We start from the raw sequence: 12,683 nt of genomic DNA, 5'->3' as shown, positions 1-12,683 counted from the left end.
TCCGGCATGGCCCCTTAGGCCGCGCAGGACCGGCAGAGCGGCGTCCACGGCAGCACGTCCAGCCGCGCCGCCGCGATCTCGGCACCGCATCTGACGCAGAAGCCGTATTCGCCAGCGGCAAGACGCGCCAGCGCCGCCTCAATCATCCGAAGCTCCTGCTGGCTTGCGACGCTGGAGGCCTCAAGCACCTCGTCACCCTCACGCTCGACCGCCATCTCTTCCCAATCGGGATCATTGTGCGAATCGAGTTCGGTCTCGATGGCCGCCAGCCGTCCGACCAATTCGTTGCGCCGCGCCTCAAGCGCCGCCTTGCGGGCCGAAAGCGGGTGGATATCTGCGCTCATCCGATCCTCCTGTCTGGCGGCGATCTTTGGCCATTGCCGCACCCTGCGCCTTGATGCAGGTCAAGCATCATCGGGTAAACACATTCAAGACTTGCTATCTGTTTCATTACCGCCTAGCCTGCCCCCAGATTAAGGCCAGGGATGGCACACTCCGCCCGAAGGGCCCGCAGCACCGCTGCAAGGTCAGGCACAGCGCAAGAGGATATGACCATGTCGGAAACCGACCTTCACCCCGAAGTGCACGCTTTTTTCGACGAGGCCACCAATACCGTGACCTATGTCTTGCGCGACCCGCAGGGCAGCGCCTGCGCCGTCATCGATTCCGTACTGGATTTCGACTATGCCTCGGGCCGCACCGACACGCGCTCGGCCGATCAGGTGGTCGCCTTCGTGCGGGAAAAGGGCTGGCGGGTCGATTGGCTTCTGGAGACCCATGTCCATGCCGACCACCTTTCCGCCGCGCCCTATCTGCAAGACCGCCTTGGCGGCAAGATCGGCATCGGCGACCGCATCACCGTGGTGCAGGACACGTTCGGCAAGATCTTCAACGAGGGCACCGAATTCCAGCGCGACGGCAGCCAGTTCGACCAGCTTTTCCGCGAAGGCGATGTCTTCCAGATCGGCCAGCTGCGCGGCGAGGTGCTGCACACGCCCGGCCACACACCCGCCTGCCTGACCTATGTCATCGGCGATGCGGCCTTTGTCGGCGACACGCTGTTCATGCCCGATTACGGCACGGCGCGCTGCGATTTCCCGGGCGGTTCGGCCGAAGATCTGTGGGATTCGATGCAGAAGATTCTGTCGCTGCCCGACACGACACGGATCTTCGTCTGCCACGATTACAAAGCTCCGGGCCGCGACAACTTTGCCTGGGAAACCACCGTGGCCGACGAAAAGGCCCGCAATGTCCATATCGGCGGCAAGAGCCGCGACGAGTTTGTCGCCATGCGCAAGGCGCGCGATGCCACGCTCTCGATGCCCAAGCTGATCGTGCCCTCGCTGCAGGTGAATATGCGCGCGGGCCAGATGCCCGAGGCCGAGGACAATGGCACGGTGTATCTGAAAGTGCCGGTCAACCGCCTGTGACCCCATACAGGCGGGGTCTTCCGCCCACGCCCCGCAGCGCTTAGTCTGCGGACCCGAAAACCAGCTTTTGCCAGACAGGACGCCGCCCATGGACATCCGCCCGCTGACCGACGATTACGCCGTCTCGCCGCAGATCGAGCCCTCCGACCTCGCCGCGATCAAGGCCGCAGGCTATACGACCGTGATCGACAACCGCCCTGATGCCGAGATCCCGCCCCATCTGCACACGCCGGTGATGCAGGCCGCGGCCGAGGCGCTGGGCCTGACCTTTGTCGCGAACCCGGTGATCGGCGGCGCGCTGACCATGGCCAATGTCGAAGCCCAGGCCCAGGCACGGGCCGAAGCCAAGGGGCCGGTCTTTGCCTATTGCGCCAGCGGAAACCGCTCGTCCATCGTCTGGGCGCTGACCGAGGCCGGCAATCGCCCGGTGGACGACCTGATCGCGACGCCTGCCCGTTTCGGCTATAACCTTGAGCCGCTGCGCGGCCAGATCGCGGCGCTGGCCGAACGCTGAGGCGCCTATCCGGTCGCCAGAAAGCGCTGGGCAGGGTCGAAAGCGGCGGGGAACCCCGCCTCTTCACCGCATTGCCCGAAATCCAGCCCCTGCGCCATGTCCAGCACCCCGGGATCGAAGCCCGTGTCCATCGCGGGCGCGGATGCCGGTTCTCCGGACTCGCCCGCAGCCCCGCCGTCGCTGGCCTCGATATCGGCCAGGCGTAACGCCCGCATCCCGCGATGCTGGCCCAGCCGCGCAAGCCCGAGCGGCCGCCCGTCAATGCCGACCAGCGTGATCTTCTCCAGCACAGCCCCTGTCAGCGTCAGCACCTGCCCCGCCTCCAGCGCCATGACGTCGCACAGCGGCAAGGTCACGCGGGCGATCACCGACTCAAGCACGCAATCCGCCGCCATCACCGCCTCGCCCAAAGCGGCGGCAAAGCCCGCGCCGCTTTCGCGCGGCGGCGTCTTTCCGCCGCGACGAGCCACCGGACGGGCGGCCTTGCCCTCGGCCGGCAGGGCAAGGATCACCTGTCCCTTGCGCCCAGCTTCGCCCAGCGACAGATCGGTCAGAAGCACGCGATAGGGCTGGTCGTCCAGCAACAGGCCCAACGGGCGCGGGTCTTCCAGGAAAGAGGCATAGCGAAACCCGCCCGCCCATTCAAAATCGGCCTCTTCGGCCAGAATCCCCTCAAGCTCGATCAGCGCGCGGTCCAGGATGCCGGTCACCATGGCCGCATCGGTGCGGGTCGGGCGGCGCTGCGCGGGCGGCTGCGCCGCAACCTTGCCGATGGTCTGCATCTCGATCAGCGCCGCCAGAAGGTCGGGCGACAGCGCGACCATGCCCAGCCCGCCCCCGGGCCCGTCCAGCAGCACGATCATCGCCCGCTCGGGCGGCAGGTCCAGCAACTCGGCCAGGCCCCGCCGCGCCAGGCGCAGCCCGGTCACCTCGACATGCAGGCCGATCCCGTCGCGGCAGGCGCGCGCGAAGGCCAGCCGCCAGCCCTGATCCGCCCCCGGTCCCCCTTCATGGCCCGAGGCGGCCCCGCGCGCCAACTTGCGCCGGATGATCTCGCTCATATCCGCGGCCCGTCCTGCCCCATCGCGCGGCACCACTATGCGCCTGCGCGCCCAGCCTAGCCATCGCCCCCTTGCAGAAGGGTTAATCCGGGCACGTCGCCCGCCCGTCTCAGGCCGGGTGCATTTCCAGCCGTAGCGGAAGCATGATGCGGAACGCAGCCCCACCCTGCCCCGGCAGATAGGCGATGGTGCCGCCTAGATTGGCCACCAGTTCGCGGCAGATCGCCAGGCCCAGCCCGGCGCCCTTGGCCCGCATCTCACCCGGCAGCCGCGCGAATTTCTCGAAGATCACCGCCTGCGCAGCGCGCGGGATGCCCTTGCCATTGTCGGCGATGTCGATGCGCACCCGCCCTGCCCGCATCCGCACGGTGATGCGGATCTCGGGTGCATCGGCCTCGCAATATTTCCGCGCGTTCGAAATCAGGTTGATGAAGACCTGGGTCAGCCGGTCGGCATCGGTGCGGAGGAACAGGTTCTCCGAGGCAAGGTCGCGCCAGATGACAAAGGTCTTTTCCGGCTTCACCTGTTCCGAGGCCTGGATCGCCCGGTCGATCATCTCGCGCAGATTCGCCAGCCCCAGGGCAAGCTGCACCCGGCCGCTTTCCAGCACCGAGAGGTCAAGAAGATCATCGAGAAGCCGGGTCAACCGCTTGGCCTCGTCATGGATGATGCGGCCGTTGCGCGCCACCATCTCGGGCGGCAGGTCGCCCTCGGACAAGATCTCGGAAAACGCCCGGATAGAGGTCATCGGCGTGCGCAGCTCATGGCTGATCTGGCTGAGGAAGGCATCCTTCTGCACCGACAATTGGGTCAGCTGGTCATTTGCCTCGCGCAGAGCGGTCGCGGTGCGGGCCAGTTCCTCGCGCTGCGCCTCGAGCTGGGCCGAATATTCCAGGATCTGCGCGGTTTCATGCGCCACGCTCATCAGATCTTCGACCGTCACGGTCTCGCGCCCGACAAGCTTCGAGATCATCGCATGGGCGGTGGCCGCGCCCACCGAACCCGACAGCCGCGCCTCAAGCGCCGCCAGAAAGGCAGGCGTCGGATCGGGCAGGATCGAACTTTTCTTGCCCTGCCGCCGCGCCGCCTCTTCAAACAGCGACTGCGCCGCCTCGTCGCCCAGGATACGCTGCGCCATGGCCAGAAGATCCTCGGGTTCGGCCGCCCCGCCGCCCCAGCGTTCCGGCCCGACCGGCCCGTCGAAGATATTGACGAAAGCCGCGCCTTGCAGCCGCTCGACCGGGCCGGGAAAGGTCAGGACGGAAATCAGGAAGAAGGCCGAGGCATTCAGCAGAAGCGACCAGAACAGCGCATGGATCAGCGTGTCCATGTGATCGGTGCCGAACAGCGCCTCAGGGCGCAGCCAGGCGATGCCCCAGGGCCCCTCGGCCAGAAGCCGGGCCGAGAAGACGGCATCCGGCCCGAAAGAGGGCAGGAACAGCGCATAGGCCCAGGTCACGAAGCCTAGAACCAGACCCGCCGCCGCCCCGGCCCGCGTCGCGCCGCGCCAGAAGATGCCGCCCAGCATGGCGGGCAGGAATTGCGCCACGCCGGCAAAGGCGATCAGCCCGATGGCCGCCAGCGCCGTCGAGCCACCCGAAAGGTGGTAGTAGCCATAGCCCATGGCCAGGACGAGACCGATCGAGACCCGCCGGGCATTCAAGACCAGCCCCCGAAGATCCTGCCCCAGCCCCTCGGCCCGGCGCAGCCGCAGCCACAGCGGCATGACAATGTGGTTCGACACCATGGTCGCCAGTGCGATCGCCTCGACGATCACCATCGAAGTGGCGCTTGAGAAGCCGCCCAGAAAAGCCAGCATGGCCAGCGCACCCTGCCCCTCGGCCAAAGGCAGCGTCAGGACAAACATGTCGGGATTCGACCCGGCGGGCATCCGTTCCAGCCCCACCACCGCGATCGGCACGATGAAAAGGCTCATCAGCATCAGATAGGCCGGAAAGGCCCAGCTTGCCCGGGCAAGCTGGCCGTCATCGCTGTTCTCGACCACCATGACCTGAAACATCCGCGGCAGGCACAGGACAGCCGCGCCGGCAAGGAAGATCAGCCCCGCCCAGCGGCCCGGCTGCATGTCCCATTGCGCGATGGGCGAGGCGTCGATCCGCGCGACAATGCCCGAAAGCCCGCCGCCCAGCCCCCAGACGACGAAAGCCCCGACCGCCAGCAGCGCCACCAGCTTCACCACCGCTTCGACGGCGATAGCGGTGACGATGCCATGATGCTGCTCTTTGGCATCCAGATTGCGGGTGCCGAACAGGATGGTGAACAGCGCCAGCCCGCCCGTCAGCCAGATCGCCGTCAACTCTGTTGCGGGCGGCGGAGTCTGCGTCGGACCCGAGACGGCGAAAGCCTGAAACGAGAGAACGACCGATTGCAGCTGCAAGGCGATATAGGGCGTGGCCGCGATCACGGCCATCACGGTCACGATCACCCCCAGCAGGTTCGATTTGCCGAAGCGGCTGGAGATCAGATCTGCAATCGAGGTGACGCGATGCTGCCGCCCGATCCGCACCAGCTTGCGCAAGACCCACCACCAGCCGATGAAGACCAGCGTCGGGCCGAGATAGATGGTGACGAATTCCAGCCCCGAGCGCGCCGCATAGCCGACGGCGCCATAGAAGGTCCAGGCGGTGCAGTAGATCGACAGGGACAGCGTATAGACCATGGGCGAACGCAGCCAGCGCAGCCGCCCCAGCCGCGCCCGCCCCTCGACCCAGAATGCCACGCCGAAGAGAAAGATCACATAGGCCAGGCAGGCAAGAACCAGCAGGTTGAACGGCATGGCTCAGTCTTCCGCCTCGTCCGGCTCGTCATCGCGCCCAGCCGTGTCCTGCCGCGACAGACCCCGGGCAAACGCCGCCGCCGTTGCGATCAGCAAGACCCAGTTGACGAAGAAATAGACGACATCCCCCGACAGGCTGCGCGCGCCCTCGCCCGGCGGCGACCACAGGACGGGCACGATGAACAGAAAGGCACCAAAGACCGGCAGCAGCCGCGCCGCATCGCGCAGGCGGCGGCGGCGATAGGGGCGTGGGGCCAGGAACAGCGGACGGGCGGGGCGCTTCATGCCGCTCCGGGTGTGGTGGCAGCGGGGGCGGTCAGCGCCCGCACGGCCGCCCGCATCTCGGCATTCGAGAAGGGCTTGGCCATGAAATGGCTGGCCCCCGCCCGTACCGCCGCCTCGCGATCGCGCGGATGGCCGCGCGCCGTCAGCATCAGCACCGGAAGGTCGGCCGTTGCGGGATCAGCGCGCAGCGCGGCCAGCAGGTCAAGGCCCGACAGGCCGGGAAGCTGCTGGTCAAGGATCACCAGCGCCGGTGCAAGCCGACGCACTGCGGCAAGGGCCTCGGCCCCCTCGGCCAGATGGATGACGTCCCAGCCGTCGCGCGTCAGTATGAAACCGATCGCCTCGGCGATATGCGGCTCGTCCTCGACCAGTAGGACATGTGGCGCCATGCCTGTCCTGCCCCTCCCATGGCTCCGTGTCGTCACTGTTCCACAAACTCCACCCGCCTGTCAAAATTCCTGCGCGCTTGGGACCTGCGGCTTTGGTCGCGTTCTACTGTGCCTCGCGCAGGATCGAGGGTTCGCGCCGCGCGGGGCACGCGGCCTGCGCGCAGATCCGGCAGGTTGAGCCGACCGCCAGGACGGGTCGGCCCGGCGCGGCATCGGGCAGGATCAGCATCGCCGCCTCGCGCAGATCGGGACCGGCAAAGCCAAAGGGCTGGCGCGCCTCGCAAAAGGCCAGCGCCCGGAAGGTGCCGCCCGCCGGGCCCGCGGTTTCCAGCCGCGCTTCCACCGGCAGGCCGGGCCGGGCAAGGGCCGCGTAAAGCGGCCAGAGCGGACAGGCCGCCCCAAAGCGCGGCAGGGCAAAGCCCTCGGCGGGCTTGCGGAAGATCAGCGTGCCCGAAGCGTCGCAGGCCACCAGACCCGCCGCCGCGCCGGGCCAGAGGGCGATGCGCCGCATCGCCGCCAGAACCCCGCTGCCAAACCGCGCCGCGATCCGGGCCGGATCGGGGCCAAGCTCGGCCAGCGCCTGGGCAAAACCTGCGCGTGGCAAAAGCGCGGCGTCCTCACGCGCCTGTGCGAGCCTTGCCCCGGCAAGCGCACGCGCCGCACTCGAGGCCAGACCCGCGATCTCGTCGCGCAGGCCCGCCATGCCATCGGGCAGATCGGCCTCGGCCAGATGCCAGCCCCGCGCCGCCAGCCAGCCCTCGGCCTCGTCCTGAGGCGTCGCGAGCCCCTCTTCCGGTTCGGTCTCGGTCCGGTCGAGATAGGCCACCAGCGCCTCGGCCCCCTCGGCCAGCCTTTCGCTATCCGCATAGAGGTTGCGGTGAAAGCGCGCGCGCCAGTCAGGATCAAGGTCTTCCGTCTCGGCCAGGATCGCTGCGGTCGCCCTTACCCCGGACAAGGCCGACAAGAGTTCATGCAGAGCCGCCGAAAGGTGCGGGTCGTGGCTCATCCGGTCGTTCAGCGCTGCGAAGGCGCGTTCCAGCGCTGCCACCCGGCCCTGCAGCCCGCCCGCCAGCGCCGCCCATCCGGGGTAGCGCGCGATCAGCTCGTCGATCCGGTCAAGCTCCGCCCCCGCCGCGGGCAGGGCCGCCGCCGCCGCCCGCAGATCTTCAGCCAGGGCCCCCGCGGTCGCCTCGCCCAAGGCTGCGGGCTCGAGCCCCAGCGCCGCCGCAAGCCGCGCCAGCACAGGCGGCGTGACATTGCGCCGGTTGTGTTCGATAAGGTTGAGATAGCTCGCCGAGACCCCCGCCGCCGCCGCGAGATCGGCCTGCTTCATTCCCGCCGCCAGACGCCGCTCGCGCAGCCTTGTGCCGACCAGTGCCGAAAGCGCCATGGCGATCCTCCCCGACACGATGCTTTACAACGGCAGAAAAGATTTACAACAAAATGAAAAGGGGGCCATGAAGGCCCCCTTTCCCGCGGTATCTCCGGTCGATCAGGGCGCCAGGGCCTTGTCGCTGATGTCATGGGTCCAGGCCATGCCCTCGGGCGTCTTGGTGATGGCCGGGTTCTCGGGCGAGACGGCGGCCAGAAGCGAGGCGACCGTCGCGTCGTAATCGGCCGGGTCCAGCGCGCCGGTGCCGCCCGCGGTCAGCTTGGCGACTTCGCTCATCATGTATTTCTGATGATCCAGCGTCTGAGCGCCCGATTCGTCATTGTCGATCACGATCTGGGCCGCCTCATCCGGGTTGGCCTCGGCATATTTCCAGCCCTTCATCGAGGCGCGGACGAACTTGACCATGGTCTCGGCGAAGGCCGGGTCCTTCAGCTTGTCTTCCATGACATAGAGCCCGTCTTCCAGCACCACGACGCCCTGGTCGCGATAGGAGAAGGTGGTCAGCTCTTCCGGCTTGATCCCCGCATCCATGACCTGACCATATTCGTTATAGGTCATCACCGAGATGCAGGCCGCCTGCTTCTGCAACAGGGCCGAGACGTCGAAAGCCTGTTTCAGCACGGTCACGCCACCGGCCGAACCATCGGTCGCCAGACCCAGCTTCGCCATCCAGGCATAGAACGGGTATTCGTTCCCATAGAACCAGACACCCAGGGTCTTGTCCTTGAAATCGTCGGTCGTCTCGACGCCCATATCCTTGCGGCAGGTGATCTCGAGCCCGCCATTCTTGAAGGGCTGGGCGATGTTGACCAGCGGCACGCCACGTTCGCGCGCGGCAAGGGCTGCCGGCATCCAGGTGGTGATGACATCGGCCTGGCCCGAAGCGATCACCTGTTCCGGTGCGATGTCGGGGCCGCCCGGCTTGATGGTGACGTTCAGCCCCTCTTCCTCGTAAAAGCCCTTGTCCTTGGCGACATAATAGCCCGCGAACTGGGCCTGCGTGACCCATTTCAGTTGCAGCGTCACATCCTCGGCGTTTGCCGCGCCCGCCATCAGGGCCAGAAGGCCGGCGGTCAGCAGTTTCTTCATCATCTCACCTCCATGTTGCCGCCCGGGCGTTCCAGCGCCCGGATCAGGGTTTCAGTTCCGTTGCGAGGGGTGCCAGAAGGTCACCCCCTTCTCGATCAGGGCAATGAGCCCATAAAAGGCCGAACCGGCCAGGGCCGCCACCGCAATCTCGGCCCAGACCAGTTCCAGGTTCAAGACACCGGCGGCGGTCGAGATGCGAAAGCCCATGCCCACGACCGGGCTGCCGAAATACTCGGCAACGATGGCCCCGATCAGCGCCAGCGAGGCCGCGATTTTCAGGCCGTTGAAGACGAAGGGCATGGCGGCAGGCAGGCGCAGCTTCCACAGGCTTTGCCAGTAGCTGGCGCCCCAGGTCGCCATCAGGTCGCGCTGCATCCGCTCGCTTGCCGCAAGCCCGGCCACGACATTGACCAGCATGGGAAAGAACACCATCGCCACCACGACCGCGGCCTTGGATTGCCAGCCGAAACCGAACCACATCACCAGGATCGGCGCGAGGCCGATGATCGGCAGGGCGGCGACGAAATTGCCGATCGGCAGCAACCCCGCGCGCAGGAAGGGCACCCGGTCGCAGATCACCGCCGTCACCATCGCCGCGCCGGTGCCGATCAGAAAGCCCGACAGCGCCCCCTTCAGCACGGTCTGCACGAAATCAGCCCAGAGAATCTCGGTCGAGACCGCGATCCGCGCCGCAATTGCCGTGGGCGCGGGCAACACGACCGGCTCGACCAGACCGGCGCGGCTGGCAGACTCCCACAGAACCAGCAGCGTGAAGCCGAAAAGCAGCGGCACGAAGGCCCGGCCCAGCCCGCTGCGCCCGGCGCGCGATCCGGCGATGGCCACGTTCAGCGCCCAGGCCGCCAGCCAGAAGGCCAGCCCCAGCGCCAGGATCAGGCCCGCGCTCATGCCCTCACCCCCATCTTTGCATTGGCAAGACGCTCAAGCCAGGCCACCGCGACGATCAGCAGCCCGGCCAGCATGGCGCTGGCAAAGAGCGCGGCCCAGGTGATCAGCGGCTCGCCATACTGGCTGCCGATCAGCATCCGCGCCCCCAGCCCCTCGACCGCGCCGGTCGGCAATTCGCCGACGATCGTGCCGACCAGCGCCGCCGCCACAGCCACTTTCAGCGAAGCGAAGAAATAGGGCATCGAGGCCGGCAGGCGCAGCTTGCGGAAGGTCTGCATCTCGCTCGCGCCCCAGGTCTTCAGCAGGTCAAGCTGCATCTGGTCGGGCGCGCGCAGCCCCTTCACCATGCTCACCAGCACTGGGAAGAAAGAAAGATAGGCTGCGATGATCGCCTTCGGGACCTCGCGCCCGTCGATGCCGACCTTGTTCGACACCGCCAGGATCATCGGCGCGATGGCGACGATGGGCACGGTCTGGCTGATGATCGCCCAGGGCATGACCGAAAGGTCCATGACACGGAAGCGCACGATGGCCAGGGCCAGCCCGACCCCCAGCACGATCCCCAGCGCAAATCCGAACATCGTGCCGCGGAAGGTGATGAAGCCGTGATAGACCAGACTGCGCTTCGAGGTCACCGCCTGCGCCGTCAGCCCCTCCCACAGCTTCGCCGCCACCTGATGCGGCGGGGGCAGAAGCGGGCGGTCCTGCGCCATGGTGGCCGGGATCAGTTCGGCCAGCGTCACCGTGCGCCCCTCGCGCGCGGCCTGATCATAGACCCAGGCCGAATTCATCCAGACCGTGGCCAGATACCACAGGACGAGGATCCCCAGCAGAACCGCCAGAACCGGCAGGGCGCGCTTCATTTCGGCTTCTTCCTGTAGTCCTTGCCCTTGCTCAGGCCCCATTCGTTGACCCGGTGGTGATTGCGCTTGAGCCAGATCCAGTCGGCCCAGATGCCAAGCCCCGCAACGAGCAGAAAGAACAGGGGCACCAGCGGCACCAGCGGCCCGCCCCCGGTGGTGACCAGCCTGGCATGAAAGGCGATGGCGATCACGGCCAGAAGCGCGGTCAGAAGCGTGGCGCGGATGCGCCAGGCCCTGCCCAGCCAGGGGGGAAGCTCATCCATGCCGCGCCCCCGAAAACTTTCCACTGACAAGACAGACCTCATTCATCGGAATGCCCCGCCCGCAGCCCCTCGCGCACGCGATGGGCGATCTCTATGAAGTCGCGGCTGTCGCGAATGTCCAGCGGCCGCTCGCGCGGCAAGGGGCTGTCGATCACATCGGTGATCCGCCCCGGACGCGGCGACATCACCACGATCTTGGTCGACAGATAGACCGCCTCGGGGATCGAATGGGTCACGAAACCAATGGTCTTGCCCGTCCGCGCCCATAGCTTCAGCACTTCCTCATTCAGCCGGTCGCGCACGATCTCGTCCAGCGCGCCAAAGGGTTCGTCCATCAACAGGATATCCGCATCGAAAGCCAGGGCGCGGGCGATGCTCGCCCTTTGCTGCATGCCGCCGGAAAGCTGCCAGGGAAATTTCTTGCCGAAGCCCGACAGTTCCACCAGGTCCAGCACCCGTTCCACGCGCTGCGCCTGTTCGTCCTTGGAAAAGCCCATGATCTCCAGGGGCAGCCGGATATTCCCCGCGATCGTCCGCCAGGGATAAAGCCCCGCCGCCTGAAAGACATAGCCATAGGCGCGCTTGCGGCGCGCTTCGTCGGGCGTCATCCCGTTCACCGTCAGCGTGCCGCCGGTCGGGTGTTCCAGCGCCGCGATGCAGCGCAGGAAGGTGGTCTTGCCGCAGCCGGAAGGCCCGATAAACGAAACGAAATCGCCCTTGCCGATGGAAAGATTGACATCCTTCAAGGCCTGCACCGGCCCGTCGGCGGTCTGGAACACCAGGTTGAGCCCCTTGGCCTCGACGACCGGCGGGGCGATGTTCAAAGTGTCCTTCATGCGCCCTGCTTTCCCTGCCGCCCGTTTCGCTGTCGTCTTGCCGTCATGCCACCGCCACCCAGCTTTCATCGCACCGTCGCGAGGGCCTGTCACCCTGCCCGCAATTCCCTGATCGCCAAACCAGCCCCCGGAGTGTGACCATGCAGATGACCACCGCCTTCGCCCCCTCCGCCGCCGATCTGGAAGATGTCTGGTTCGACCTTGGCGGGGCGATCCTGACCTTTGGCCCGCGCGATGGCGGCGCGGAAGAGGATTTTGAGGAAGACGAGCAGGATTTCGAGACCGAGGAAGATGGTTTCGCCGACGAGGCGGAAGACGATCTCGCAGACGTGAACCAGGAAGACGCAGCCGCCTGATTCCCTCGGCAGCTTCGCCGCCCCATGCTATCCTGACGCGGCCCCAAGACAAAGGAGGCCGCGCCATGCCAGACCCCGACCCTGCCCCGGAATGCCGCAAGATCCGCCCGTCCACACGCTACGCCAGCAAGCAGGGCTTCACCTATGACGCCGGAATCGCCGCCGAAACCGTGGGTTCCCGTGCGATCTGCATGCATCTTCTGACCATCCCGCCCGGCGGCCGCGCCCGGGCGCACAAGCACGCCACCCATGAGACGGCGATCTTCCAGACCGAGCGCCGCAGTGTCATGTTCTGGGGCGAGCGCCTGCAACACCGGATGGAGGCCGAGGCCGGCGATCTGATCTACATCCCCGCCGACATGCCGCATCTGCCGTTGAACCCCGGCCCCGGCCCCTGCACGGCCGTCATCGCCCGCACCGACCCGAATGAGCAGGAAAGCGTGGTCCTTCTGCCGGAGCTGGAACATCTGGTGCCGCAAGACGCCTCCTGATCACACGCCG

15 protein-coding genes are annotated in these 12,683 nt (G+C 66.9%); 4 read left to right on the top strand and 11 right to left on the bottom strand.

Annotated features, from left to right (window positions below; translation table 11 throughout):
- Positions 1 to 14: 14 nt before the first annotated feature.
- Positions 15 to 344 carry a TraR/DksA family transcriptional regulator gene (locus ACED67_RS01030; RefSeq protein ID WP_395539589.1) on the bottom strand — a complete coding sequence of 110 codons (330 nt, stop codon included), beginning with the start codon at positions 342 to 344 and terminating at the stop codon, positions 15 to 17.
- Positions 345 to 554: 210 nt separating this feature from the next.
- Between ACED67_RS01030 and ACED67_RS01025 the strand changes: the two genes are divergently transcribed.
- Entirely contained in the window at positions 555 to 1,430 is an 876-nt protein-coding gene (locus ACED67_RS01025) for an MBL fold metallo-hydrolase (protein WP_395539588.1), read from the top strand.
- 88 nt (positions 1,431 to 1,518) lie between these two features.
- On the top strand, positions 1,519 to 1,944 hold the full coding sequence (locus tag ACED67_RS01020) for a protein tyrosine phosphatase family protein (protein ID WP_395539587.1): 426 nt from the start codon (positions 1,519 to 1,521) through the stop codon (positions 1,942 to 1,944).
- A gap of 5 nt (positions 1,945 to 1,949) precedes the next feature.
- Here the strand turns inward: ACED67_RS01020 and ACED67_RS01015 are convergent, their stop codons facing one another.
- The 10 genes from ACED67_RS01015 to ACED67_RS00970 form a co-directional block, all read right to left on the bottom strand.
- Positions 1,950 to 3,005: a FliM/FliN family flagellar motor C-terminal domain-containing protein gene (locus ACED67_RS01015; protein WP_395539586.1), complete on the bottom strand. Its 1,056-nt coding sequence runs from the start codon at positions 3,003 to 3,005 to the stop codon at positions 1,950 to 1,952.
- 109 nt (positions 3,006 to 3,114) lie between these two features.
- Positions 3,115 to 5,802: an ATP-binding protein gene (locus tag ACED67_RS01010; RefSeq protein WP_395539585.1), complete on the bottom strand. Its 2,688-nt coding sequence runs from the start codon at positions 5,800 to 5,802 to the stop codon at positions 3,115 to 3,117.
- A 3-nt stretch (positions 5,803 to 5,805) separates the two neighbouring features.
- Entirely contained in the window at positions 5,806 to 6,087 is a 282-nt protein-coding gene (locus ACED67_RS01005) for a hypothetical protein (RefSeq protein ID WP_395539584.1), read from the bottom strand.
- Positions 6,084 to 6,476, bottom strand: coding sequence for a response regulator transcription factor (locus tag ACED67_RS01000; RefSeq protein ID WP_395539583.1), 393 nt, complete (start codon positions 6,474 to 6,476; stop codon positions 6,084 to 6,086). Before ACED67_RS01000 ends, ACED67_RS01005 begins: the two co-directional genes overlap by 4 nt.
- 103 nt (positions 6,477 to 6,579) lie before the next feature.
- A complete protein-coding gene (locus ACED67_RS00995) occupies positions 6,580 to 7,866 on the bottom strand; it encodes a helix-turn-helix domain-containing protein (protein ID WP_395539582.1) in 1,287 nt (428 codons plus the stop codon).
- 102 nt (positions 7,867 to 7,968) lie between these two features.
- Positions 7,969 to 8,958: an ABC transporter substrate-binding protein gene (locus ACED67_RS00990; RefSeq protein WP_395540445.1), complete on the bottom strand. Its 990-nt coding sequence runs from the start codon at positions 8,956 to 8,958 to the stop codon at positions 7,969 to 7,971.
- A 51-nt stretch (positions 8,959 to 9,009) separates the two neighbouring features.
- Positions 9,010 to 9,864, bottom strand: a complete 855-nt coding sequence (locus tag ACED67_RS00985; protein WP_395539581.1) for an ABC transporter permease — start codon at positions 9,862 to 9,864, stop codon at positions 9,010 to 9,012.
- Complete coding sequence (locus tag ACED67_RS00980) at positions 9,861 to 10,727, bottom strand: ABC transporter permease (protein ID WP_395539580.1); 867 nt, start codon at positions 10,725 to 10,727, stop codon at positions 9,861 to 9,863. The genes ACED67_RS00985 and ACED67_RS00980 overlap by 4 nt, the downstream gene beginning before the upstream one ends.
- Positions 10,724 to 10,990, bottom strand: coding sequence for a hypothetical protein (locus ACED67_RS00975; protein WP_395539579.1), 267 nt, complete (start codon positions 10,988 to 10,990; stop codon positions 10,724 to 10,726). Before ACED67_RS00975 ends, ACED67_RS00980 begins: the two co-directional genes overlap by 4 nt.
- 38 nt (positions 10,991 to 11,028) lie before the next feature.
- A complete protein-coding gene (locus tag ACED67_RS00970; RefSeq protein ID WP_395539578.1) occupies positions 11,029 to 11,826 on the bottom strand; it encodes an ABC transporter ATP-binding protein in 798 nt (265 codons plus the stop codon).
- 140 nt (positions 11,827 to 11,966) lie between these two features.
- Here ACED67_RS00970 and ACED67_RS00965 point away from each other — a divergent pair, with 140 nt between their 5' ends.
- The gene (locus ACED67_RS00965) at positions 11,967 to 12,182 is read left to right on the top strand and encodes a hypothetical protein (RefSeq protein WP_395539577.1); all 216 of its coding nucleotides are present in this window, start codon (positions 11,967 to 11,969) and stop codon (positions 12,180 to 12,182) included.
- A gap of 65 nt (positions 12,183 to 12,247) precedes the next feature.
- Entirely contained in the window at positions 12,248 to 12,673 is a 426-nt protein-coding gene (locus ACED67_RS00960) for a cupin domain-containing protein (protein ID WP_395539576.1), read from the top strand.
- Positions 12,674 to 12,683: the final 10 nt, after the last annotated feature.

Source organism: Neotabrizicola paludis (genome assembly GCF_044142105.1).
In the GTDB taxonomy this organism is placed as follows: domain Bacteria; phylum Pseudomonadota; class Alphaproteobacteria; order Rhodobacterales; family Rhodobacteraceae; genus Pseudogemmobacter.
The sequence above is the reverse complement of the archived record's forward strand: the minus strand, read 5'-3'. Positions and strand labels throughout refer to the sequence as shown.